This window comes from Pontibacterium granulatum, from assembly GCF_029961155.1.
GTDB lineage: Bacteria > Pseudomonadota > Gammaproteobacteria > Pseudomonadales > Balneatricaceae > Pontibacterium > Pontibacterium granulatum.
Genome location: NZ_JASBRH010000002.1, coordinates 200,891 through 223,573, shown reverse-complemented (window position 1 = coordinate 223,573; position 22,683 = coordinate 200,891). Strand labels below are relative to the sequence as shown.

Below are 22,683 nucleotides of genomic sequence, written 5' to 3'. Positions count from 1 at the left end.
ATACCCTCTCAATCAACTTCGCTGTTCTGCATGGCGTCCAGCTCTTCCTGTAGCTCGCCCAGTTCAGCCAGAATCTCCAGTGTCTTTTGCGCTTCCTCTTCATCGATCAGGCTCATGGCGAAGCCCACGTGGACCAGCGTCCAGCGGCCAATCAACGCGTCCAGATTGCCGTCTTCCGGCAGCACACAACCCAGATTGACCTCACGTTTCACGCCGGAGACATTGACCATCGCCATGCCTTCAGCAGCGTCTTTGATCTCAACGATCTGGCCGGGAATTCCTAAACACATAACTCAACTACACTCGCAATTCGGTCTGGTTACTGTTTCTGCTCGGGGACAGCAGAGGGGGTACTTTGCTCCAGCGCATAGCGCTCAAGCTTGGAGCGCAGCCCTACACGGGAGAGGCCCAGCTCTTTGGAGGCACGGCTTTTATTCCAGCGGTGGCGGATCAGGGTCTCGCGCAATATCCGTTTTTCCAAGGTTTCGACACGCTCTTTCAGAGTGCCTTCCAAGCCTGCCAGAATTTCGGTTTCCTCGGTCTCATCCACCGGTGCTGCGCGCAGGACACGGGGGCTTAGCAGATCTGCAGAGAGCCATTCATCGTCGGCCAGTACCAGCATGCGACGTACTTCGTTTTGCAACTCTCGCACGTTGCCCGGCCAGCAGTAGCGACTCATGCAATCCAACGCCTCGTCGGTAAAGCCTTTCACCGGTTTGTCAAAATCCTGCATCGCCTTGTCGAGGAAGCTGTTCGCCAACACCGGGATATCCACCGTGCGGCGTTCAAGGGCCGGCAACTCCAGCGTGACTTCGGCAAGACGGAAGTAGAGGTCCTGACGGAAACGACCGGCACGCACCTCCTCTTCCAGATCACGGTTGGTGGAGGCCACGATACGTACGTTCACCTTACGGCGCTGGTGTTCACCGATACGGCGCACTTCGCGCTCCTGCAACACACGCAGCAGTTTTACCTGGAATGCAGGACTGATCTCGCCGATCTCGTCGAGGAAGATGGTGCCGCCGTCGGCCTGCTCGAACAGGCCTACATGATCGGTAATCGCGCCGGTAAAGGAGCCTTTCTTGTGACCAAAAAGTTCGGAAGCCAACAGCTCATCCGGCATCGCACCGCAGTTTTCCACCACAAAGGGTTTGTCGGCGCGCAGGCTATTGTAGTGCAACGCACGGGCAAACAGCTCTTTACCTGCACCGGAGGGCCCGGTCACCAACACAGACACATCGTAAGGTGCGATCTTGCCCGCCTGATTGCAGAGCGCATTCAGGGGGCTGTCCGGGTGGCGCTGGATCTCATCCAGTTGGAACGCCTGTTGCAGCCGCTGTTTCTTCTGCGTGATGTTATCTTCCGCCTGCCCTTCGGTCAGACGCATCTCCATCGCCAGCAGCTCGTTTTCGTTCTGCAGCTCACACAAGCGACAGGCGCCACGCATGATCAGCAGCAGATTGTCCGGGTGCCAGGGTTTTGTAATGTACTGCAGGATGCCTGCTTCATTCAGGCCTTTAATGATGTCCTCGGAGTCGGTGTAACCGGAGAGGATCAGGCGGGCGATCTGCGGCCAGCGCTCGCGCACTTCGGTAAGGAACGCCACACCAGTTTTGTCCGGCATGCGTTGATCGCAGAGGATCGCCTGCACGTCATTACGCTCCAGCAGCGCCATCGCCTCGTCGGCACTGCTGGCGGTAAGGACGTCAAATTCCTCATCCAGCGTACGCTCCAGCGTCTCCAGCGAACGAATCTCGTCGTCAACGCAGAGGACGGTTGGGCGGTTCTCGAAATCGATCATAGCAGCGCCTGGAACTGGTCGATTTCAGATTGCAGCACGTCGATGCGGGTCTGGATCATATTTTTGCGGCGGTTCTCCAGCCACTCAATCCACTCATCCATGCCTTCGCCTGAGCGAGCAGAAAGCTGCATCACCTGAATATTAGGGTTCACCTGTCGGGCATATTCGATACAACGCTCCACGTCAAAATCCAGGTACGGCAGCAGGTCGGTCTTGTTGAGGATCATCAGGTCCGCCGCGTGGAACATATCCGGGTACTTCAGCGGCTTGTCTTCACCTTCGGTCACGGAAAGGATCGCCACTTTATGCGCCTCGCCCAGATCAAACGCTGCCGGGCAGACCAGGTTACCTACGTTTTCGATAAACAGTAGGCCACCTTTCATATCGTCGAACTTCTCCATAGCGTGACCCACCATGTGCGCATCCAGATGACAGCCTTTACCGGTATTCACCTGGATCGCCGGTACGCCGGTTTCACGGATGCGATCGGCATCGTTAGCGGTCTGCTGGTCGCCTTCAATCACAGCCACCTTGCGGCTTTCCTTGATGCGGTTGATGGTCTCGGTCAGCAGCGTGGTTTTACCGGAACCCGGGCTGGATACCAGGTTGAGTACAAACAGGCTCTGCTGCTCGAAATGGGCGCGGTTGAGCGCCGCGTAACGGTCGTTTTTACCCAGGATATCCTGCTCAATCTGCACCATACGACTCTGGCTCAGACCCGCTACGTGAGCGTGGGCCGGTCCTTTGCCAAAATGGATATTGTCACCTTCGGCAACCACCACACCTTCGTCGTGGTGGTGATGGCCATGATCGTGCGCATGCTCATGGCTATGAGCATGGCTGTGGTCGTGATGATCGTGGTCATGATGGTGATGACCACCCTCGATCTGAACCTCTCCCTCGGCACATCCGCAAACGGTACACATACTTATTCGACCTCCAGCTCTTTAATCCGCATCTCGTCCCCCTGAGTGACCTGCAACTGGTAGCTGCCGCACTCGGGACAGGCGTCATAGCGCTTCTGCACAGGCACGGTTTTCAGGCACGGCATGCAGAAGGCTTCGCCCTCTATATTTATAATGTTCAGTTTAGCCCCCTCGGCGAGGCTGCCCCGTGCGACCGCGTCAAAACAAAACGTCAGTGCGTCGGTCTCGATCATCGCCAGCGGGCCGATCTCCAGCCACACGGTTTTTACCCGCTGGTAATTCTGTGCTTTTGCCTGCTCTTCCAGGACCTGGATGATCCCTTCGGCAATCGACATCTCATGCATAATCAGTTTCCGATCTCGATCTCCCAGTCGACGCAGGGGTCGACCAGCAGGATCAGTTTCTCGACCAGAGCGTGCAACCGCTCCCGGCTTACCCGCGCCCCATCCAGCATCTGTACCAGGGTACCCTGCGGGTGAAAGTTCCACTCGGTGGGCGCTACGATCTTGTAGTCGGCTACCCTGTAGTCTGACATGGAATCACCTTCCAGCTCTATGCGGTGAATCAGCATGCCGCGCGCGGCCTCCACACACCCCAAACCCGGTTCAATGTGCGATGCCTGCGCTGCTTCACCGCCTTCTAGGATCAATCCCGGCAACGCCTGCAGCTCATCCACCAACGCCAGAAAACGCAATGTCAGCTCATTCAGTCCGGCGTGCTGTCCCTGCTGCACCAACTTCGCCTCGCAGTTTCGGGTCCAGATACTGGTTTCAAAGCAGGTACCCTCAGCATCCGGTTGTGCGCAAAACTCAAACGCCTGCTCGCTGGTCAGTTTCTCGGTGATCCAACGCAGGTCACTCGAAGTATTACTACTCAGGGGTACAGCACCTAAGGCTAACTCAACATCTCCCAAGGACTTCTGCAATTGTTTGATCTGCGTCCCCACCGGCGTTGTGGATGCAGCGCCAAACAACAGCTGACTCAATTCAGTTTCACTGCCTACCAGCGGCTTCAGAATCTGATCCAGGCGGCGCGCGGCCGTGTCACGATCAAACTCATTAGCATCCAGCTGCGGATCAAGCGCCAACGCCCAGCACAGGTCCGCTTTCAACCGCGTAAACCACTGTAGCAGTTCAGCGCATACAAGGGTCTTTTCCTGCAGCCAGTTCTGCGCCAGTCGCAATCCCAGCTCACGTGCGGTTTCAGCCCACACCAGGATCTGTCGAGCTTCTGCCACTTCCGGTTTGATCTGCAAACCCAGAGCACTTTCCGCAGCGCGCAATGCCGCCACCTGTTGTGCCACACCACACAGGGAGAAGATCATCGGCACCATCGTCAAAGCCTGGGTTAGCGTTTTTCCCTGCAGCAACCAGGCGATCTTGTGCGGTCGACTGCTGCGCAGATCCACACGGGTAATCACATCGTCATGCCATTCGACATAGACGTGAAGTTTACCGGCGAGATCTGCGAGGCTGTTCATGACGACGCTGCCTCATCGTTACGTGCAAAGCCTCCAGTGAGGAAACCACGACGGCTCAGCTTTTCTGGTTTCGGCGTTGCCATTTTCACAGCCTCAGCTTCTTGCTGCTTTTTAAGTTCTTCCAGCTCTGCTTTCTGCTCGCGCAGGGCGTGCTGCCGGTCGGTTGGGGCTTCATTTGCGCTATCAAACACAGCCTTCATCACCGCTTCCGCTGTTTCTAGCGCAACTACCTGCTCGGCAAACTCGAACATCGGCGAAAACAGCGAACAGCTCATAAAACCGCCGGTCAGCTCGCTCCAGCCAAAGATCCCTTCATACTGGCCGGAGGGTAGCGCAATCATCTGTTTGTTGCCGATCTCAGTTCCACTCCATGCTGCCCAGTTGTCAGACTCGGCCGGAAACAGGGTCAGGTTCATGCACCAGGGTGTCACCAGCACACCGATCTCCCGCTCGGCATACGGCTGGAAACCCACACAAGCCACCTCCAGCGCCGCGTTGTACATCGGCAGGTCGGCCATACGTTGCGCAACGCTGTTGAAGTGAGTGTGCAGTGCATCCACCCGACTCATCGTTCAGTCCCCCAGCACCATAAACAGGTCTTTTTCGCCATCACATTCCGGACAGCGCCAGTGGTCCGGCAGTTGGCTGAACGGCGTACCCGCCGCGATTTGCCACACCGGATCACCGGCCGCAGGATCGTACTGGTACCAGCAGATCTTGCACTCCAGCCTGGCCGCATCGTCGATGCGGCTGGCATCCCCCAGGTAGCTGCCTTCGAAACCCTGATAGTTCATCGTCAACGCTCCTCAAACCAGCACTTCGCGGATCTCTTTCAGACGCTCGGCAGAGTCTTCCAGATCCTCTTTGGCTGCGCAGGCCACGGCAGGAATATCAGTGATCTCCAGTGTATCCAGGATCAGCTGATCGGTGCTGTTGAAGTACTGCACACGCCACAGGCCATTTACTTCGGTGGAGGTGATTCGGCAGTTACCGTAACCACGCGACAGGATGGTCACCGCACCGGTACCCACACTCTCTGCCAGGTGGTTGTGATCCTCCGGTGAGAACGGCAACAGCGACAGGTTGATCACATGAGGCGCTTCCGGTGCCGAGCCTTCAAACGCTTCGGAGGCTTCGGCGATCTCAACCAGTACCGAAGGCGCGTTCAGCACACCCTGCGGCATATTGTCTAACTCGACATTCAGAATGCGCTGGGTACGGAATGCGGCTTCACGCACACAGGCAGGCACATCCGCCACCTCCAGCGTTTCCGCGATCACATCGCCCTGTGTGTTAAACCTGCGCAAGCGCCATACGCCCGCCATTACGGTTTCCTGAATGCGGATCGGCTGTTCACCGTTAATAACAGCACTCACCTCACCCTCCCCCAAAATCTGGTTGAGCATATCCAGATCGACATCCGGCATCGCATCCAGCACCATGCTCTGTGTGGCTGCGCCCGGGGTGTATTTGGTCAGCAAGTCCTGCAGTTGCTCCATTACCGCCACTGCCTGAGGGCAGCTCTGCACTGCGTCCGATTCCGGCAGTACCGGGATATCGTAGGTGTTCATCTCCGATGGCATTTTCATGTAATCCAGAACCATCTCGCCTTCGTCCTGACTGCCCGGCCCCATCGGAATATTGAATAACTGAATACCGTTGTCATGCATGCTCTTTACCTCACTGACCGCAGCCGCTGGATACAGGATTAACCACTACCGGGATACCGATACCCGGATCACGTTTGGGCTCCAGCGCCAGAATGCTGCCAATCTCGGCCACGTATACATCCCAATTCTGCACCTTGGTGATAGTGCCCAGGTAACGTCCCTCTTTCAGGAACACCAGCGCAGGCCAGACGGTGAAGTTGTAACGCCCCTGCAGTGCTTTTTCCGCGTCGGTGGATACCACCGCCGGGGTCAGCTGTGGAAAGCTTTTTACCAGCTCTGGCAGGATAACTGCCACATCGTTACTTTCCGGAAAACGTTTCGGCTCCTCGGTGAAAAACAACACCGAGAAAGGCGCCGACTTGATGAAGTCGCCGAAGTTAGTCTGATCGAGCAGCGGATAATCCAGCTCGTCGACCAGTCGGTTAATCAAAGGAGATGGCATGTTGGGTTCCTGTTCTAATTGTTCTGTAAATGGGGTGGTAGCTGAGGCTCACGGTCGACCAAGTCGGCAAAGAGATCATCAAGATTCGCCTCTCGACCGGCCATCACCGCCTGCACCGCACTGAGGGCATCTCGTATCTGCAGGGCACGCGACTCATCCAGCACTTCGCGGGCGGCATCCAAAAACACCAATACCCAGGTGTCCCGGGCTTGCTCACCGACCAGCGACAGATCCACCCACTGCTGTTCGCTGCCGTTGCTGCACAAGGCACTCCCTTCTTCACTGCGGATCACCTGCATCGGGATTCCCAGGCACATTAGGTGTCGCCCTGCTCAGATTCTGTTTCAGCCATAAAACGCAGATCACCTTTACGGAAGGCATCCTGTTCAGACGGGCGACCAGATTCGTATTCGCGCAGCTCCAGTTCACCCGGCGCCAGCCCTTCAACCGGCTGGTCGTTGATCTCGGGGACAACACCAAACTGCTTGAGGTAATCAAGGGCGATCTCGATGGACGGGTCGATCTGGGCTTTCACCGGGTCGCGAAGGCTGCCGCCAAAGTCTTCCAGCTCCACCGGCTGGCAACCAATCAGCAACAAGTGTTCCGGGTAGTTGCCGGTAAACTCCGCCATCGCCAGCACCTCCTGAAAACCGGTCTGGTGCAGACTCATCTGCTTGGCGCCCATAAACTTGGGTACTTCGTCGTCGTAGATCTTTTTCAGCGTGCCCGGCTCCAGGCCGTAATCGATGGCATCAAACACCACCAGCACATCAACATCCTGAACGTGCTGCACTAGATAGATCCCCTGGGTACCGCCATCCATCAGCTTGACGTTGTCGCCAAAGCGGTAGCGCTGGTTCAGGGTTTCCACGCAACGTACGCCAAACCCTTCGTCTGCCCAAAGGACGTTGCCAATACCAAGAATGAGAATCTTCTTATCGTTCATCTGTACTTCTTCTGTGCAGCGTTATTGTTGTAACCACTGGTGTTACAAAGAGCGTGCCAACACAGACAGATAACGGATATTCAGGAATAACGGGGTGTTACGGGGAGGGTTACAGACGAGACCAAACAACTATTGAAAACAAACTTTCCACATCATCACAAAAGTGAAAGATTGTTTTTCATACCGTATACACTCCCACGCGGAGCGTGGGAGCGAGTGTGAACCTACAGATACGTCTGAGCTTAACGTTCTACCGGAGTACCGGTACCGTCCGCATGCCACTGGTAGATACCGAACTCGAAGCCCTGCAGGTCACCGTGCACATCCCAGCTGATCGGACCCAGTACAGTTTCAAAGGTAGAGTCATGCAGCGCTTTTGCCACATCAGCCGGTGTATCGGACTGCACCTGCTGCATCGCATCGGCCAGCACCTGCACTGCGGCGTAGCTGGTCCAGATGAACGGTCCACTCGGATCAGCACCCTTCTGCTTTAGAAGCTCGACAACCGCCTGGTTATCTTTCTGCAGATCAAAACGTGCAGGCAGGGTCACCAGCAAACCTTCCACCGCATCACCGGCCAGGAACGCGATATCTTTGTTGCCCAAACCTTCCGGGCCCATAAAGGTGGGCGCGAACTCAACCGCTTTAGCCTGACGCATAATCAGCGCCAGCTCCGGGTGGTAACCGCCGTAGTAGACAAAATCGACCTGCTCACGCTTGAGCTTGGTGATCAGGGAACTGAAATCCTTGGCACCGCTGTTGATGCCATCGGTACTCACCACATTCACGCCAGCAGCCTGCAGTCGATCTCGAACGATCAGGGCCACACCTTTACCGTACTGCTGTTTGTCGTGGATGATCGCCACACGTTGCGGCTTCACCACCTGCGCGATGTAGTCCGCTGCGGTCGCCCCCTGCTGGGAATCAAGACCGATGGTACGGAACAGTTTGGAGTAACCACGCAGGGTAATGCCCGGGTTGGTCGAACCGGTGATCACCAGCACATCTTCGTCCCGATAGATATCGGTTGCGGGCTGAGTTGAACTGGAACAGAGATGACCAACAACAAATTTCACCTCGCTATTAATGATCTTGTTGGCAACGGTAACCGCCTGCTTTGGTTCGCAGACATCGTCATATTCAACGGCTTCAAGCATGCGGCCATTTACACCACCACGGCCGTTGATCATATCGATCGCCGCATGGGCACCATTCAACTGCATCTCACCGTACTGGGTGAGTGGCCCACTAAAGGGTCCAACAATACCAATTTTTACGGATTCAGCGGCCTGCACGGAAAAACTGAGCACGGCAGATAACGCCAGCGAGGCGAATGAGGAAGGGGTGAGTTTCATGGGGTACTCCTGACACTCTGAACACAAGGTTTGCGGGGTACACAAACCGTTTCTATTTGATGGCTTTTGGCCTGTGGCTATTGTAGTTAAGAATGGCTGCAAGAAGCGATCTTTAGTAGGAAAACAGAGCTGATCTGAAGCAAGAAAAATTTAGATTGTCATAGGCCGCTCATCAGTTGTTGAATCCTTGATATAAGTCGGGTGCAGCAAAAAAAGATTCAGGTAAGCTGCATCACTTTCAACAGTCAAAAGGTGGATGCCGTGCAGCAGCCGTACGACGTACTCATTATCGGCGCCGGTCCGGCCGGTCTTAGTTTTGCCCGTTCTCTTGCTGACCTGCCTCTGAAGGTCGCGGTTCTGGAGCGTTCCTCTCAATCCACACTGGCCGATCCACCGGAGGATGGCCGCGAAATCGCCCTGACTCACCTCTCCGCCAAACTGATGCGCGAGTGTGGCGCCTGGCAGCGTCTGCCAGACGACGGCATTTCACCGATTGAAGCGGCCCGCGTATTCGACGGTCAGTCCAGCTACAGCCTGGATTTCGATAACGAAAACGCATCCCTGGAAGCGCTGGGCTATCTGGTACCCAACCACCTGATCCGCAAGGCGTACTATGAAGAGGTCGCCAGCCACAAACAGATTGAGATTCGCACCGAGTCCGTAGTTGAGGAAGTAAACACCGATGATAACCTTGGCTACGTCACCCTGAACAACGGCGAGGTACTGCAGGCCCGCCTGGTTGTCGCAGCCGACACCCGCTTCTCCGAAACCCGTCGCAAGATGGGCCTGTCGGCCACCATGCGTGACTTCTCCCGCACCGCGATCGTATGCCGCATGGAGCACACCAAGCCACACGACCAGACCGCGTTTGAGTGTTTCCACTACGGCCGCACCACTGCGATCCTGCCAATGAACGGCAACAAGTCCTCCGTCGTAGTGACCATCAACAGCCGCGATGCGCAGAAATTTGCCGACATGAGCGAAGCGGAGTTTAACCACAACATCGAACAACAGATGGACGGTTTGCTGGGTGAGATGAAACTGATCGGCAAGCGCCACGTATATCCGCTGGTCGCTGTTCACGCCAACCAGTTTGTGGCCCGCCGTTTTGCCCTGATCGGTGATGCGGCAGTGGGCATGCACCCGGTGACTGCTCACGGCTTTAACTTGGGGCTGCGTGGTCAGGCTACTCTGGCCAAAGAGATCGCTAACGCGATTGCCGAAGGTGAGGATATCGCCAGCCCGTCGCTGCTCAAGACTTACGAAAGCAGCCAGATGCGCGTGACCCGCGTGCTCTATCACGGCACTAACGTGGTTGTAGGCCTGTTCACCAACGAATCCCTGGCCGCCAAGCTGGCGCGAAAAGCCACCCTGCGCCTGGCGAACAACATCGGGCCGATCAAACATCTGATCACCGAGTCTCTGACCGAGAATGATCTGAACGGCACCAGTCCACTTCAGGAACTGAAAAACAACCTGCCGCCGGTACCGGACTTTATTCCGGTTGCGAAGGCGCGAGAGAAAATCGAATCCATCCTGCCGGAAAAGCTCCACCCACTGAATGTGCTGGGATTGAAGTGAGGTTATGCATTCCCACGCGGAGCGCGGGAACGAGTGGTTCAATCTAGGACAGCTACTGGTTCCCATGCTCTGCGTGGGAACCTATACCCCAACTACCAGTCTCGACAGACCTCTAGCAGCCCCTTCTTACCGTCATAGTTTCTCGCACTGGAGTAGCGCCAGTGCGCTGCCTCATCCACGTATCCCCTCTTAACCGGGTTCTGGTGAATATACTCAATCTTATGGCGCATCATCTCTTGCTCTTGGATTAGTTCAGGATGGACACCCTCCTGCCAGAGTTGAATCTCCCGATCTTGCTTATGCGCTTTCTTATAACAGGCGAGCTGTTCAAGAATTGTTTTCACGTTTCTCGCTTGCAGATAATCAATGATTCGCCGGGCTGAGTAGGATTTAAACCGAGCAATATCCCGGTCTAATTGACTACTTTGTGCAATCAGATGGAGATGGTTTTCCAGAACAACGAACGCATAAATTCGTAAGCGCTGTTTGCTCAGATACTCAAGACTTTCCAGCAGGATATTGACCGTTTCCGGGCGCGTAAATACAGGTATCCAGTGCAACACCGTTAGTGTCATGAAGTGCGGTTGATCTGGTTGATAGAACTTGTAGCGGCTTCTCCCCATAGAGATTCCCTCCTATGCATGTGTTCATCCGTGAACTGAAGTAGAAACTGAAGCATAAACTATTTGGTGTATGCATTCCCACGCGGAGCGTGGGAACGAGATATAGATCCTTTCCCCCCAACTACTGTTTCCCATGCTCTGTGTGGGTAGCCATACTGAGATCACACTTGCCGACTTGCCTCATACAACTCCCAGATCTGCTGCTTTTCCAGCCAGAACATTGGGGTGGTGTTAAAGCGTTCTGCCAGGCGCAGAGCGGTGTCGGCGGTGATGGCACGCTGGCCGTTGACGATCTCGTTAACGCGACGGCGAGAGATCGCCAGCGAACGGGCCAGTTCGGATTGGGAAATCCCCAGCGGTTTCATGTAGCAACGCTCCAGAAACGCACCGGGGTGTTCCGGTTTTCGGCTACAGAAGCGTCGTCGTAATGCTCCCTGCACCTGTTACCTCAAAACGTTAAACAACGACTCTGAAAAAAACGGCCCACCTCCAGCATCAGATCCTTTGACAGGCCAAACTATTGAATGACAATCATGAACCTGTCTGCGCCCACAATTGGATGCTTCAGATTCAATGCCTGTAATCACAGCCGGGAAAGCAGGTTCCAGCCAGTGACTACCAACGGTCTCCCAGAGCAATCGGAAGAGAGTTGGAGACAGCCCGGACTCAGTCCGGACGGTCATCCTTGAACATTCGCCAGCCCCCCACCATGGTGGAGATCAAGCTCTGGCGGGACATGATGTCTTCACGCACCGCTACGTACACATGGGTCATGATAAAGATGATCAGGTACCACATCCCCAGATGGTGCCAGGTGTGCACATCCTGACTCTGCCCCATCAGCGGGATTACCCAGCCGAACATCTCGTCCGCCCAACTGCCCTGCCCCAGGCCTTCACCGTAAAGTGTAAAACCGGTGACGATCATGAAGATCATGCCCAGTACAAAGAAGAAGAACATTGCCAACTGGCCCAGCGGGTTGTGACCGATGTATTTCTTCGGCGTTTTTTCCAGAAACAGGTACCAACGCCCCTCGTGCCACACCTCTTGCCACCACGCTCTGCGCAGCAGTTTCGGGAAGAAGAGTTCACGGGCATGGCTGTTGCCCACAAAGGCCCAGTAGATCCGCCCCACAAAGGCGATTGCTACGAGGTAACCCGCGGCGAAATGGCCAAACCGGATATACCCCATCAGGTAGTTATCACTCGCCTCGCCCGGCATGGTCGGCAGCGGAGACCCGATAAAGTAACCTGTCACACAGAGGATCAGCACAGAGAATACCGTCACCCAGTGCCACAAACGTACCGGTGCTTCGTACACGTACACCGCCGTCTGTTTACGGACGAGTTGTTGCTCCTGTGCGGTCGCTTCTCCGGTAAGCAGGTCGTCGTCTTTTACTGACATAGTCATGGTTATAACCTCCTCGGATGCCGCGCGGGTCCGGATGCAGCCAGCCCCGCGCATCAGGCATTACCGGATTTTTACTTTGGTCAGCTCCTGACCGTCTTCAGACATCACGTGGGTAGAACACGCCAGACACGGGTCGAAGCTGTGCAGGGTACGCAGGATCTCAACCGGTTCTTCCGGACGCTCCATCGGGGTGTTCAGCAGCGCGGCTTCAAAGGCGCCGATGTTACCCTCACCGTCACGCGGACAACCGTTCCAGGTGGTCGGTACGATCGCCTGGTAGTTTTCGATCTTGCCGTCTTTGATCTTGATCCAATGACCCAACGCACCCCGTGGCGCTTCGTTAATACCCACGCCCTGTGCCTCTTTTGGCCAGCTGCTTGGATCCCACTTATCCACGTTGGCCGTGGAGCTGTCACCGTTCTTGATGTTGTTCACCAGCTGGTGCCAGTCGTCCAGCATGGTATCGGCACAGAGTTCGCACTCCAACGCACGCGCCAGAGTACGGCCCAGCGTAGACGGCAGGAACTGTTTCAGTCCCAGATCCAGACCGGTGTTTTGGTTGAATGCCGACAGCGAGCGATCCACCTGCTCCTGCACATACTCTTTACCCGACAGGTACGCGATGATGTAACGCGGCAGTGGACCCACTTCCATCGCGTGACCACGCCAGCGCGGTGCCTTGATCCAGCTGTACTTGGCGGACTCATCCAACTCTTTGATGTTGGTCTTGGTACCCACGGTGTTCGGGCCCAGTTCGAACTTCGGCTCAGTCTCGCCATCCCACGGGTGCAGGCCTTTCTTGCCGTCTGCGTAGGTGTACCAGGAGTGATCGACAAACTCCTGGATCTGTTCCGGATCACGCACATCCACCGGATGGATCTCGTCCCAGTTGCCGTTCACGATGGCACCGGCGGGCAGCAGGTCAGTGGACTTGTCGTAAGGTACCTGGGTGTAAGTCCCGTAGGAAAGCACGTTTTCAGACGCCAGACCGCCGCCGTACAACCAGTCTTTGTAGATAGACGCGACGGCCATTACATCCGGAATGTAGACGTTCTTGGTGAACTCCTGCGCTTCGCGGATACGCTCCAGCACGAAATTCAGGCTAGTCATATTCACCGGTGCACCGGAGGCACCCGTACCATCGAGATTGATCGCACAGGACACGCCACCCACCATGTAATTCGGGTGCGGGTTCTTACCGCCGAAGATGGTGTGGATCTTGACGATCTCTTTCTGGAAATCCAGCGCTTCCAGATAGTGAGACACCGCCATCAGATCCGCTTCCGGCGGCAGTTTGTACGCCGGGTTATCCCAGTATCCGTTGGCGAACAGACCCAACTGACCGGTTTCGACAAACTTCTTCAGGCGGGTCTGCACGTCCTTGAAGTAACCGGGGCTGGATTTAGCGTGACGCGGTGAAACCATCTTCTGCAGTTCCGAGGTTTTGATCGGATCTGCTTTCAGCGCGTTCACCGGGTTGACCCAGTCCAGCGCGTGCAGGTGGTAGAAATGTACGATGTGGTCATGCACCTGCAGGGTTTTGTCCATCAGGTGACGAATAAGGTGCGCGTTCAGCGGAACCTGAATACCCAGCGCATCCTCGACTGCTCGAACGGAGGTTAACGCGTGGGTACCCGTACACACACCGCAGATACGCTCGACAAACGCCCAGGCATCACGTGGGTCACGGCCTTTCAGAATCACTTCCAGACCGCGCCACATGGTGCCGGTCGACACTGCGTTGCGGATGACGTTGTTCTCATCCACGTTCACTTCGCAACGCATGTGCCCTTCAATTCGGGTTACAGGATCAACAACCACCCGGCGTCCGCTGTTGTCCAGATTTTTTGCATTCAGTTGGGTGCTCATGATTCCTGGTCTCCTTTATGCTGCGCACGTTTGATAGCACTTACTGCAGCGTGTGCAGCGATCGCAGCACCTACACCACCCGCGACAGCGGTACCAATTTCATCGGCATTTTTCTCGATGCCGAACTGCGGAATGTTGGAGAGTCGGTCGTAGAACGAGCCCTTATCCCAGAAGCCGTCTTCGGAACAACCGATACACCCGTGACCGGCCTGGATCGGGAAGGAGACACCTTCGTTCCAGCGCACGGTGGAACAAGCGTTGTAAGTAGTCGGCCCTTTACAGCCCACCTTGTACAGGCAGTAACCTTTGCGTGCGCCTTCGTCATCCCACTGCTCAACAAACTGACCGGCATCGAAGTGCGGACGACGGTAGCATTTATCGTGGATACGCTGACTGTAGAACATCTTCGGGCGGCCCTGACGGTCCAGTTCAGGCATCTTGCCGAAGGTCAGCATATAGGTGATCACACCGGTCATAACCTCCGCGATCGGTGGACAGCCCGGTACTTTGATGATCGGTTTGTCGGTGATCACCTTGTGGATCGGCACCGCCTGGGTTGGGTTTGGACGTGCGGCCTGCACACAACCCCAGGATGCACAGGAACCCCAGGCGATAATCGCAGCGGCATCTTTCGCAGCGTACTTCAGTTTTTCCACAAAGGGTTTACCGCCCGAGATACAAAACATGCCGTCTTCGTTCAGGGGTGGATTCCCTTCTACAGCAAGGATGTACTTACCTTTGTATTTCTTGATCGTCTCGTGCAGAACTTCTTCCGCCTGGTGACCAGCCGACGCCATCAGCGTGTCGTCGTAGTCCAGGGAGATCATCGACAGCACCACGTCTTTTACCAACGGGTGCGCAGAACGGATAAAGGACTCGGAACAACAGGTACATTCCAGACCGTGCAGCCACAGTACGGGCGTACGCTCTTTGGTCTCCATCGCGTGCGCAATCTGCGGCGCAAACGTTGGCCCCAGACCCAGCGCCGCGGCAGTCAGGCTACAGTATTTCAGGAAGCTACGACGGGTTATCCCCTGTCGCCGCATAACTTCGTAGAAGGTTTCAATTTGGGACATTCGGCTCTCTCCGGCAGTGATACCGCTGAAGAAGCACTGCTCGGTCCTACACACTCACCCCAGATGCGAAAAGGTGCTCATAGCGCGGCAGCAAACAGTGTTCAGCTTTATAGTTTTTTATTGGTCAGCTATAGCTTCAGCAAAGAGCGGGCCAAGTTTAAAAACCACTAATAATCAACAGCCTGGAGAGATATACAGAAAAAGAGGGATAACTGACTTACCAGCATTGCGGGGCAAGCGGTAAGTCAGTTGGCAGCGACAAAGGTCTTAGGCGGTAGCTTACGTAGGGTGCGTTGCAACGCACCACCAAACCTGAGAATACCCGGTGCAATACGCTACGCTACAGCACCCTACGACCGTTAAACCACGACCACATTCGGCTGCCCCCGATTATCCAGAAAGCCGGAAAGTCGCGTCAGTAACAGTGCCAAAAAAACAATGATTGCGCCGATCCAAGGGGTATCCATCAGCGTCATGGAGTCCACAATTAAACCACCGACATAAGCACCAACAGCGATGCCCACATTGAACGCTGCGATGTTCAGACCCGACGCCACATCCACGGCCTGTGGTGTGTGTTTCTCGGCCAGCTTCACCACATACACCTGTAAACCGGGTACGTTACCAAATGCAAAGGCACCCCACACCAACACGGTCAGTACAGCAGTGATCTGGTTTCCGGCGGTAAAGGTAAAGGCCACCAGCACCAACGCCAACGCGGTAAAGATGATGTGCAGCGCTTTAACCGGTCCCATACGGTCGGCCATCTTTCCGCCCCAGATATTGCCGACAGCGACGGATACCCCGTACACCAACAGCAGCAGCGCCACCGAACTGGAAGCAAAACCAGACACCTGTTCAAGGATGGGCGCCAGAAAGGTAAAAGCAACGAAGGTACCGCCGTAACCCACTGCGGTCATCGCGTACACCAGTAACAGACGTGGCTGCGTCAGTACACTTAGCTGCTGGGACAAACGCGCTGGTTTAGCTTGTTTAAGATCACGAGGGATCAGTAGCGCACTGCCGATGAAAGCGATCACACCCAGCAGGGACACCACCAGGAAGGTTGCTCGCCAGCCGAATTCCTGACCTATCCAGGTACCCAGTGGAACGCCGGTTACCAGTGCAACTGTCAGCCCCGTAAACATGATCGCAATCGCACTCGCCTCTTTGTCTTTAGCGACCAGGCTTGTTGCGATCGTTGATCCGATTGAGAAGAACACGCCGTGGGCCAGACCTGTCAGGACACGGGCCGTGATCAGGGATTCGTACCCCGGTGCAAGCCACGCCATCAAGTTCCCTGCCACAAACAGGGCCATCAACGCCAGCAGCACCACTTTACGATTCCAGCGACCGGTCAGGGCCGTGAGCACCGGTGCGCCCACAGCAACACCCAGAGCATACAGACTCACTAACAAACCTGCCGATGGCAGGGATACACCCAGATCCTGGGCGATGGTAGGCACCAGACCGACAATAACAAACTCGGTGGTACCGATAGCGAATGCACTCAGTGTGAGTGCAAACAACGCGATAGGCATGGATTAGCTCCCGCAAGATTTAATTGACGGAGCTATTGTCTCGATCCAGACTATCAACAAAAACCGCATTAATAACAAATTATTTTTGATGAAAGTGTAATGATAAGCCGATCTGACGACCTAGAACTGCTGCTCTCCGTGGTGGACTGTGGCGGCTTTTCACCCGCCGCCAACCAACTCGATGTACCGGTGGCCAAGGTATCACGGGCGATTCAACGTCTTGAAAAACAGCTCGGTGTCACCCTGCTACAACGAACAACACGCCGCATCTCCCTGACTGAAGAGGGCGAACTGTTTGTGACGAATATCCGGCAAGGGCTGCAACAGCTGGAATCGGCAGAGGAACAACTCCGGCTGCGCATGGACCAACCTAAGGGACGCTTGCGGGTGGATGCAGCAACGCCGTTTATGCTGCATCAACTGGTGCCACTACTGGGCGAGTTTCGTGAACAATATCCGGAGATTCACCTGGAGCTGAGCACCAGCGAAGGCATTATCGATCTGCTGGAAAAGCGCACCGATGTGGCGATCCGTATCGGCCAGCTCGAAGACTCCTCGTTGCACGCCACGTTACTGGGGCGGTCTCGCCTGCACTTATTGGCCAGTCCGGAGTATCTGGAACGAAAGGCTACCCCACAGACGGTCGAACAACTGTCAGACCACCGGCTATTGGGCTTTATTCCCCCTAGCCGCCTCAACAAATGGCCTGTCGGTGAAGGACTGGAGATCAAGCCTGATCTGGCAGCAAGTAGCGGTGAAGTCTTACGGCAGGCCTGTTTGGCCGGGGAAGGGATCGGCTGTTTCTCCGATTTTATGGTGCAACAAGATCTCGCCGACGGACGTTTGCTCAAGGTTTTGGAAAACGAGATGCAATCACCCAATCCGCGCGAACAGGTTCAGGCGGTGTATTACCGAAACACCGCCCTCTCTTCACGTATCAACGCATTTATCGAGTTTATCCGGCCACGCTTACATCTGGATCAGTAACTACTGCGTTCGGTGTGGACAATGCACCACATCACAAAGCAATCCATTTGCCTCTTTATGCTGGTGTAACTCGACGAGGCTATCCCTTAACAGCAGGTCATCGGGCTTAATCTGAACAGCACAGTGAATCGCCGCTCGGGATGCTTCACCGCACTCCACTGAGCGCAGCGCGTAAGCGTAATTATTCCACAGCAATACGTTCTCAGGATGAGTCTGGAGAGCCTGACGATAGGTTCTCACTGAATCCTGAAACTGCTGTTGGTCATACAACGCATTGCCAAGTGCCAGCCAGAGCAGCGCGTTGTCTTGCCAGCGCTCTACCCCATGCTGGTATGCCGTAATCGCGGCGTCGGGATGCAGCTTTTCCACACCATTCACCACACGCACAAAGTTGTGAACATCAGCGGTTACCGGTATGCGGTCAGGCGATGCGGCCACCATTGCCCAACGTTGTGCCCGCTCCCAGGTTTTATCGAAGGTATAGATCGGCACCACATGCCGCTTCTCTTCTCCCGATCGCAGCGTAACGGTCTCCTGATCCAGATCGTATCCGACCACCACCGCATAGTGCCATTGCGGGAACCAGTCAAAACCCAGGTTCTGCATCACCAGGACGGGATAGTTGTTCGCCACTTCGGTAAAGAGTGCATCCAAGCCCTCCTTGAGCGCGTAGGGCAATCGCTCATATCGCCTTGTTGTCGATACAAGATCGATCTGCAAGCTACCCTGCCGTTCGGGGAGATAAACGTATGGCGTCAGTTCATCGGGAGTGGTTTCGACACCTGTCGCAGCCAGCACCGTAGCCAACGCGGCAGGTCCACAGTGGTATTCGGTTTGAGGGAAAAACGGCGTGTCAGCCAACTCGACGCGAACAGGCAATTGCAGTTGATCATCGACCTGCTCGCGCCAAACAGCCTGATGACTGCATCCGGAAAGAAACAGGCTTCCGAGGACCAGCCATAGACTGAGTTTCAGCGCATTCAGAAGCGCGGGAAGCCCGCTCATCGGATAGGCTTAACAAAGGTGAAAACATCCGTTGCACCCAATGCATCCGTAATTATGAATACGATAAAGAACAAGGCCGCCAAACCGAGAATCCCTTCACCTGCTGGCATCTCATCCAGCTTGGCATTAAGCATCGCCACCTCGGCATCGCTCATGCTCTGAATCCTTTCAGCGGCTAGCGCAGCGTCCACGCCATACGCGGTAAGCTGTTGCTGCAACTCCTCTTTCTCTAATAGAGAGAGCAACCGTGTACGATCAATGTCTCCCTGCTGTGCCTGGATCGCCTGATCGGTCGTAATAACCGCTGCGTGCGCTACCGGCAGCTGGATAAGACCCAACATCATGACAAGAACTGAAGCGACAATTCGTTTTGCTTTATTCATTTCTGTTCACCAATGTTTTGACTTAATTACTCACCAGTATAGAAAAAGAGGCCCGATTGTCAGTCGGGCCTCTGTTTTCAAGCAGTCAGAATCGTGTTTAGTCCTGCCGGACGATCACCACCGAACAACCTGCATGTCGAACCACCCGCTCGGCATTGGAGCCGATAAAGTAGCTGCTGATACCGGGCTTACGTGCCATCATCACGATGACGTTCACGCCCAGCTCTTCCGCGGTTTCCAGGATCTGATCATGGGCCGTACCTTCGCGACAGTGACTGAATCCGGCCAAACCTGCAGGCAGCGCCGCCAATAAACGATCCATGGTCGCTTTTGCATCACGACGATGATCCGCAAGACTCTGTTCGTCCAGATGTGGATAACCGGCGGTGTGGATCAGGCTCTGATCCACATAGAGCATATGTACTTCCGGTGACTCACCTTCCACCATTTTGGCGGCCACCCGCATCAGTTCACGAATATGGTCTTCATGCGATAGATCTACCGGCAAAAGTATCTTGGTAAACATCAAGCTAACCCTCCCCCATCACAGCATTTGGCAACCAGAGCACAATCTCCGGGAAGATCATGCACAATACCAACACGGTCATATTGAGCAGAATAAACGGCGTGACCGACTTGTAGATCTCGGACATGCCAATACCTGCCGGTGCAATACCTTTCAGGTAAAACAGCGCAAACCCATAAGGCGGCGTCTGTACCGCGATCAGGATATTGATGATCATCAGCACACCAAACCAGATCGGGTCATACCCCAGAGACACCGCAATCGGTGTGAACAGCGGTGCGCACATCAGCACGATGATGAACTCATCGATGATGAACCCCAGCAGCAACATGATCAGCTGGAACATGATGATGATCATGATCGGCGGCAGATCGAGGCTTTCGGTAAAACCCGCCACCATGTTCTGCACCCCCATCAGCAGATGGAAGTTGCTGAACACGGAGGCACCAAAGATGATCCACATCGCCACACTGACCAGAGTGCCAGTCTGAAAACCCGCGTGCAGAAACATATCCGCCTTAAAGCGCTTGAATATGATCGCAAGCAGAATCGCCCCCACCACACCAATTGCACCAGACTCCGTTGGTGTTGCAATACCCGTCACGATACTGCCCAGTACTGCCACAATCAGCAGCATGGAGAACAGGCCGTCACGGGCGATACGGAATTTCTCGGCACCTGCCAATACCGGCTGATCTGCTTCTTTATCCAGTGGCGCACGCTCTGGTTTGAGCCTGCAGCTCACCACCACGTAGAGGATCATCAACACAACGGTGAGCAATGCTGGCATCATCGCACCCAGGAACATGCGCCCAACGGAGTTCTGGGTGGATGCGGCAAACATAATCATCGGGATACTCGGCGGTATCAGGATACCCAAACCACCACCGGCCATGATCACCCCCAACGCCAACCGTTTGTTGTAACCACGATCCAGCATCGGCCGCAGAGCGATGCTACCTGAGGTCATGATACCCGCGCCGATGATGCCCACCATGGCACCGATCATCGAGCATACACCGATCACGCTGATCGCCAGAGAACCGCGTACACGGCCGATCAGCATCTGGCTGAAGTTAAACATCGTATCACCAATGCCCGACTTGGTGAGCAGCTGCCCCATGTAGATATAGAGCGGAATCGCCAGCAGGATAAAGCTGAAGTAGGTCGCTTCCAACGTGGTGGGAATGACGTTGAAGATCCCCTCCCCCCAGGTCATGTAGCCGACCGCCATGGCGATACCGCCCAGGGCTAGCCCCACCTGCGCACCCAGTGCAAAGAAAGTCAGAATGCAGACCAACAGCACCGCCGTTAACATCTCAATTCCCATCGCCATTAGCCTCCTCTTTCACGTCCTCAAGCAGCGGGTGACCGGTAAACAGGAAGCAGGCTTCTGCCAGCATGTCGCGGCCTAGTTGGGCAATAAACAGGACAGATGCCACACACATCATGATCCAGAAATGGAACATCGGCGGCGCCCACTCACTCTGGCGGCGGTAGTCGAATTCAATCGCCTCCTCGAATTTGCCCAGGCAGGTTTTGAAAATCAGGATCAGGAAAAAGATCGCCAGCGCAAACGTGACCAGATTAAAAAGGCTGCGTGTACGGTGTGAAACCTGAAGGTAAAGAATATCAACGTTGATATGTGCCCGTTTCTGCTGGGCATAGGCGCCCCCCAAGGCAGCGATATAACCGAACATGAACAGCGACAGATCAAACGCCCAGATGGTTGGAGCATTCAGTACATAGCGGGAAAACACCTCAAACGCCACCACCAGCGCCAGCAGTGGCATTAGCAACGCTGCCAGCCTTCCGCATCCCTTAACCAAGGCATCCACGCCGAGGCAGAGACCTCTCAGCAATGATAAAACCATAGATACACCTAAAACGGACAAGGGCCTCACAAGGAGGCCCTGATAGAGAGCACGCGTGACTTACTGAGTCTTACGCAGGACGTCGATCAGCTGTTTGCTGTAGCGGTCTTTGGACGCGTATTCATCCCACAGACCCGCACCCGCCGCAGCCCATGCCTTACGATCAGCTTCGCTTGGTTCCGGGCTCCACTGCATACCCTTCGCGTCCATCTCGGCTACCGCTTCAGACTCCCACTGACGGGACAGACGCAGCTGGTCTTCGGCGTGGATTTCGGTGGCTTTACGCACCGCCGCTTTCAGGTCATCCGGCAGCTTGTTCCAGGAACCACGGTGCACAACGATCGGCAATACCTGCGCACCTGCCAGTGGCAGACGGTACATGTACTTCGCCACTTCCACGTGGTTACCATCGCGGTGGTCGATCATGTTACTGCCGATGGAGCCATCGATAACGCCGGTTGCCAGGCTGGTGTAGATCTCACTCCATGCCAGGGATACCGGTGAGGCGCCCAGGTTCCGCAGGAACTTACCGTAAGCACCCGGCGCACGGATCTTCAGACCTTTGAAGTCTTCGATGGAGTTGATCGGTTTCTTGGTCAGAATGTAAACCGGCGGCTGAATGTAAGGCTCCAGCCATACCATGCCCTGGGAACCGTATGCCTTGGTCAGGATCTCGCCCCAGCCTTTGTCGTGGAACAGGGATTTCAGCTCAGCCGGATCATCGGTCCCACCCGGCAGACCAATCTCGACCACACCCGCTGGTAGCTCGCCGGCGTGCATGGACTGGAACGGCGCACCCATGGTAATCAGGCCACTTTTCACTGCGCCCAACAGACCGCTGGTGCCCACACCTTCGCCGGAATACAGAACCTGAACCTTGATACGGCCGTCAGACATGGTTTCGATGTTCTTGGCCATGCTTTCGTACACGTCACCAAATGCGGTACCGCGGCTGTAGAGGTTGCTGAATCGCCAGTTATGCTCAGCCGCGGATACATCCGCAGCCAAAGTAGACAGACCCAGTGTCAGGGCCAGTGCAGAAGTTGATAGTTTCTTTTTTATCTTTGTAAACATATCGCACCCTTACGTTGCTTCTCTGTTGGATATCGCTTGAGAGATACCTTCCCAGATCATCACAACTGGTTAAATCTTGTGCGCTCGACGTAAAGGTTCGTCAAATTTTACGTA

The 22,683-nt window shown here is 55.2% G+C and carries 26 protein-coding genes; 2 read left to right on the top strand and 24 right to left on the bottom strand.

The window, feature by feature from the left end; translation table 11 throughout:
- Positions 1–8: 8 nt before the first annotated feature.
- From QKW35_RS02850 to QKW35_RS02795, 12 genes are all read right to left on the bottom strand, one after another.
- Positions 9–290, bottom strand: a complete 282-nt coding sequence (locus QKW35_RS02850) for a HypC/HybG/HupF family hydrogenase formation chaperone (protein ID WP_282350629.1) — start codon at positions 288–290, stop codon at positions 9–11.
- Between the two features lie 29 nt (positions 291–319).
- The gene (locus QKW35_RS02845) at positions 320–1,801 is read right to left on the bottom strand and encodes a sigma-54-dependent transcriptional regulator (protein ID WP_282350628.1); all 1,482 of its coding nucleotides are present in this window, start codon (positions 1,799–1,801) and stop codon (positions 320–322) included.
- A complete protein-coding gene (gene hypB, locus QKW35_RS02840) occupies positions 1,798–2,727 on the bottom strand; it encodes a hydrogenase nickel incorporation protein HypB (RefSeq protein ID WP_282350627.1) in 930 nt (309 codons plus the stop codon). The genes QKW35_RS02845 and hypB overlap by 4 nt, the downstream gene beginning before the upstream one ends.
- Positions 2,728–2,729: 2 nt before the next feature.
- Positions 2,730–3,071: a hydrogenase maturation nickel metallochaperone HypA gene (gene hypA / locus QKW35_RS02835; RefSeq protein WP_282350626.1), complete on the bottom strand. Its 342-nt coding sequence runs from the start codon at positions 3,069–3,071 to the stop codon at positions 2,730–2,732.
- 2 nt (positions 3,072–3,073) lie between these two features.
- Entirely contained in the window at positions 3,074–4,207 is a 1,134-nt protein-coding gene (locus tag QKW35_RS02830) for a nickel-dependent hydrogenase large subunit (RefSeq protein ID WP_282350625.1), read from the bottom strand.
- Positions 4,204–4,776 carry a [NiFe]-hydrogenase assembly chaperone HybE gene (gene hybE, locus QKW35_RS02825; RefSeq protein WP_282350624.1) on the bottom strand — a complete coding sequence of 191 codons (573 nt, stop codon included), beginning with the start codon at positions 4,774–4,776 and terminating at the stop codon, positions 4,204–4,206. The genes QKW35_RS02830 and hybE overlap by 4 nt, the downstream gene beginning before the upstream one ends.
- A 3-nt stretch (positions 4,777–4,779) precedes the next feature.
- Positions 4,780–5,001 (bottom strand): rubredoxin, encoded by a 222-nt coding sequence (locus QKW35_RS02820; RefSeq protein ID WP_282350623.1) that lies wholly within the window; start codon positions 4,999–5,001, stop codon positions 4,780–4,782.
- A 12-nt stretch (positions 5,002–5,013) separates the two neighbouring features.
- Complete coding sequence (locus QKW35_RS02815) at positions 5,014–5,877, bottom strand: hydrogenase expression/formation protein (protein ID WP_282350622.1); 864 nt, start codon at positions 5,875–5,877, stop codon at positions 5,014–5,016.
- Between the two features lie 10 nt (positions 5,878–5,887).
- The gene (locus QKW35_RS02810) at positions 5,888–6,319 is read right to left on the bottom strand and encodes a thioredoxin domain-containing protein (RefSeq protein ID WP_282350621.1); all 432 of its coding nucleotides are present in this window, start codon (positions 6,317–6,319) and stop codon (positions 5,888–5,890) included.
- 14 nt (positions 6,320–6,333) lie between these two features.
- Complete coding sequence (locus QKW35_RS02805) at positions 6,334–6,636, bottom strand: HypC/HybG/HupF family hydrogenase formation chaperone (protein WP_282350620.1); 303 nt, start codon at positions 6,634–6,636, stop codon at positions 6,334–6,336.
- The gene (locus QKW35_RS02800; protein ID WP_282350619.1) at positions 6,636–7,265 is read right to left on the bottom strand and encodes a HyaD/HybD family hydrogenase maturation endopeptidase; all 630 of its coding nucleotides are present in this window, start codon (positions 7,263–7,265) and stop codon (positions 6,636–6,638) included. Before QKW35_RS02800 ends, QKW35_RS02805 begins: the two co-directional genes overlap by 1 nt.
- A gap of 242 nt (positions 7,266–7,507) precedes the next feature.
- Positions 7,508–8,620: a high-affinity branched-chain amino acid ABC transporter substrate-binding protein gene (locus tag QKW35_RS02795; protein WP_282350618.1), complete on the bottom strand. Its 1,113-nt coding sequence runs from the start codon at positions 8,618–8,620 to the stop codon at positions 7,508–7,510.
- Positions 8,621–8,881: 261 nt separating this feature from the next.
- Here QKW35_RS02795 and ubiM point away from each other — a divergent pair, with 261 nt between their 5' ends.
- Positions 8,882–10,201 (top strand): 5-demethoxyubiquinol-8 5-hydroxylase UbiM, encoded by a 1,320-nt coding sequence (gene ubiM / locus QKW35_RS02790; RefSeq protein WP_282350617.1) that lies wholly within the window; start codon positions 8,882–8,884, stop codon positions 10,199–10,201.
- A gap of 92 nt (positions 10,202–10,293) precedes the next feature.
- Here the strand turns inward: ubiM and QKW35_RS02785 are convergent, their stop codons facing one another.
- From QKW35_RS02785 to QKW35_RS02760, 6 genes are all read right to left on the bottom strand, one after another.
- Complete coding sequence (locus QKW35_RS02785) at positions 10,294–10,824, bottom strand: REP-associated tyrosine transposase (protein WP_282350616.1); 531 nt, start codon at positions 10,822–10,824, stop codon at positions 10,294–10,296.
- Between the two features lie 161 nt (positions 10,825–10,985).
- Positions 10,986–11,264 carry a HigA family addiction module antitoxin gene (locus QKW35_RS02780; RefSeq protein ID WP_282350615.1) on the bottom strand — a complete coding sequence of 93 codons (279 nt, stop codon included), beginning with the start codon at positions 11,262–11,264 and terminating at the stop codon, positions 10,986–10,988.
- A gap of 226 nt (positions 11,265–11,490) precedes the next feature.
- On the bottom strand, positions 11,491–12,234 hold the full coding sequence (gene cybH / locus QKW35_RS02775; protein WP_282350614.1) for a Ni/Fe-hydrogenase, b-type cytochrome subunit: 744 nt from the start codon (positions 12,232–12,234) through the stop codon (positions 11,491–11,493).
- 60 nt (positions 12,235–12,294) lie between these two features.
- Positions 12,295–14,103, bottom strand: a complete 1,809-nt coding sequence (locus QKW35_RS02770) for a nickel-dependent hydrogenase large subunit (protein ID WP_282350613.1) — start codon at positions 14,101–14,103, stop codon at positions 12,295–12,297.
- Positions 14,100–15,179 carry a hydrogenase small subunit gene (locus QKW35_RS02765; RefSeq protein ID WP_282350612.1) on the bottom strand — a complete coding sequence of 360 codons (1,080 nt, stop codon included), beginning with the start codon at positions 15,177–15,179 and terminating at the stop codon, positions 14,100–14,102. The genes QKW35_RS02770 and QKW35_RS02765 overlap by 4 nt, the downstream gene beginning before the upstream one ends.
- A gap of 359 nt (positions 15,180–15,538) precedes the next feature.
- Entirely contained in the window at positions 15,539–16,720 is a 1,182-nt protein-coding gene (locus tag QKW35_RS02760) for an MFS transporter (RefSeq protein WP_282350611.1), read from the bottom strand.
- A gap of 99 nt (positions 16,721–16,819) precedes the next feature.
- Here QKW35_RS02760 and QKW35_RS02755 point away from each other — a divergent pair, with 99 nt between their 5' ends.
- Complete coding sequence (locus tag QKW35_RS02755; RefSeq protein WP_282350610.1) at positions 16,820–17,707, top strand: LysR family transcriptional regulator; 888 nt, start codon at positions 16,820–16,822, stop codon at positions 17,705–17,707.
- On the opposite strand, the gene QKW35_RS02750 is transcribed toward QKW35_RS02755, so the two are convergent.
- The 6 genes from QKW35_RS02750 to QKW35_RS02725 all read right to left on the bottom strand — a co-directional run bounded on the left by QKW35_RS02750 (position 17,708) and on the right by QKW35_RS02725 (position 22,569).
- A complete protein-coding gene (locus tag QKW35_RS02750; RefSeq protein WP_282350609.1) occupies positions 17,708–18,712 on the bottom strand; it encodes a PA2778 family cysteine peptidase in 1,005 nt (334 codons plus the stop codon).
- Positions 18,709–19,095 carry a DUF6627 family protein gene (locus QKW35_RS02745; RefSeq protein ID WP_282350608.1) on the bottom strand — a complete coding sequence of 129 codons (387 nt, stop codon included), beginning with the start codon at positions 19,093–19,095 and terminating at the stop codon, positions 18,709–18,711. Before QKW35_RS02745 ends, QKW35_RS02750 begins: the two co-directional genes overlap by 4 nt.
- A 97-nt stretch (positions 19,096–19,192) precedes the next feature.
- Positions 19,193–19,621, bottom strand: a complete 429-nt coding sequence (locus tag QKW35_RS02740) for a universal stress protein (protein WP_282350606.1) — start codon at positions 19,619–19,621, stop codon at positions 19,193–19,195.
- A gap of 4 nt (positions 19,622–19,625) precedes the next feature.
- A complete protein-coding gene (locus tag QKW35_RS02735) occupies positions 19,626–20,951 on the bottom strand; it encodes a TRAP transporter large permease (protein ID WP_282350755.1) in 1,326 nt (441 codons plus the stop codon).
- A complete protein-coding gene (locus QKW35_RS02730; protein ID WP_282350605.1) occupies positions 20,941–21,495 on the bottom strand; it encodes a TRAP transporter small permease subunit in 555 nt (184 codons plus the stop codon). Before QKW35_RS02730 ends, QKW35_RS02735 begins: the two co-directional genes overlap by 11 nt.
- A gap of 60 nt (positions 21,496–21,555) precedes the next feature.
- Positions 21,556–22,569 carry a TRAP transporter substrate-binding protein gene (locus tag QKW35_RS02725; RefSeq protein WP_282350604.1) on the bottom strand — a complete coding sequence of 338 codons (1,014 nt, stop codon included), beginning with the start codon at positions 22,567–22,569 and terminating at the stop codon, positions 21,556–21,558.
- Positions 22,570–22,683 lie beyond the last annotated feature (114 nt).

Coding starts and splice junctions, on each gene's coding strand:
- QKW35_RS02805 (WP_282350620.1), bottom strand. CDS start 6,636: ATGTGCCTGGGAATCCCGATGCAGGTGATCCGCAGTGAAGAAGGGAGT.
- hybE (WP_282350624.1), bottom strand. CDS start 4,776: ATGAGTCGGGTGGATGCACTGCACACTCACTTCAACAGCGTTGCGCAA.
- hypB (WP_282350627.1), bottom strand. CDS start 2,727: ATGTGTACCGTTTGCGGATGTGCCGAGGGAGAGGTTCAGATCGAGGGT.
- QKW35_RS02820 (WP_282350623.1), bottom strand. CDS start 5,001: ATGAACTATCAGGGTTTCGAAGGCAGCTACCTGGGGGATGCCAGCCGC.
- QKW35_RS02785 (WP_282350616.1), bottom strand. CDS start 10,824: ATGGGGAGAAGCCGCTACAAGTTCTATCAACCAGATCAACCGCACTTC.
- QKW35_RS02755 (WP_282350610.1), top strand. CDS start 16,820: ATGATAAGCCGATCTGACGACCTAGAACTGCTGCTCTCCGTGGTGGAC.
- hypA (WP_282350626.1), bottom strand. CDS start 3,071: ATGCATGAGATGTCGATTGCCGAAGGGATCATCCAGGTCCTGGAAGAG.
- QKW35_RS02745 (WP_282350608.1), bottom strand. CDS start 19,095: ATGAATAAAGCAAAACGAATTGTCGCTTCAGTTCTTGTCATGATGTTG.
- QKW35_RS02830 (WP_282350625.1), bottom strand. CDS start 4,207: ATGAACAGCCTCGCAGATCTCGCCGGTAAACTTCACGTCTATGTCGAA.
- QKW35_RS02730 (WP_282350605.1), bottom strand. CDS start 21,495: ATGGTTTTATCATTGCTGAGAGGTCTCTGCCTCGGCGTGGATGCCTTG.
- QKW35_RS02770 (WP_282350613.1), bottom strand. CDS start 14,103: ATGAGCACCCAACTGAATGCAAAAAATCTGGACAACAGCGGACGCCGG.
- QKW35_RS02800 (WP_282350619.1), bottom strand. CDS start 7,265: ATGAACGATAAGAAGATTCTCATTCTTGGTATTGGCAACGTCCTTTGG.
- QKW35_RS02795 (WP_282350618.1), bottom strand. CDS start 8,620: ATGAAACTCACCCCTTCCTCATTCGCCTCGCTGGCGTTATCTGCCGTG.
- QKW35_RS02765 (WP_282350612.1), bottom strand. CDS start 15,179: ATGTCCCAAATTGAAACCTTCTACGAAGTTATGCGGCGACAGGGGATA.
- QKW35_RS02735 (WP_282350755.1), bottom strand. CDS start 20,951: ATGGGAATTGAGATGTTAACGGCGGTGCTGTTGGTCTGCATTCTGACT.
- cybH (WP_282350614.1), bottom strand. CDS start 12,234: ATGACTATGTCAGTAAAAGACGACGACCTGCTTACCGGAGAAGCGACC.
- QKW35_RS02750 (WP_282350609.1), bottom strand. CDS start 18,712: ATGAGCGGGCTTCCCGCGCTTCTGAATGCGCTGAAACTCAGTCTATGG.
- QKW35_RS02810 (WP_282350621.1), bottom strand. CDS start 6,319: ATGCCATCTCCTTTGATTAACCGACTGGTCGACGAGCTGGATTATCCG.
- QKW35_RS02850 (WP_282350629.1), bottom strand. CDS start 290: ATGTGTTTAGGAATTCCCGGCCAGATCGTTGAGATCAAAGACGCTGCT.
- QKW35_RS02845 (WP_282350628.1), bottom strand. CDS start 1,801: ATGATCGATTTCGAGAACCGCCCAACCGTCCTCTGCGTTGACGACGAG.
- QKW35_RS02740 (WP_282350606.1), bottom strand. CDS start 19,621: ATGTTTACCAAGATACTTTTGCCGGTAGATCTATCGCATGAAGACCAT.
- QKW35_RS02815 (WP_282350622.1), bottom strand. CDS start 5,877: ATGCATGACAACGGTATTCAGTTATTCAATATTCCGATGGGGCCGGGC.
- QKW35_RS02760 (WP_282350611.1), bottom strand. CDS start 16,720: ATGCCTATCGCGTTGTTTGCACTCACACTGAGTGCATTCGCTATCGGT.
- QKW35_RS02725 (WP_282350604.1), bottom strand. CDS start 22,569: ATGTTTACAAAGATAAAAAAGAAACTATCAACTTCTGCACTGGCCCTG.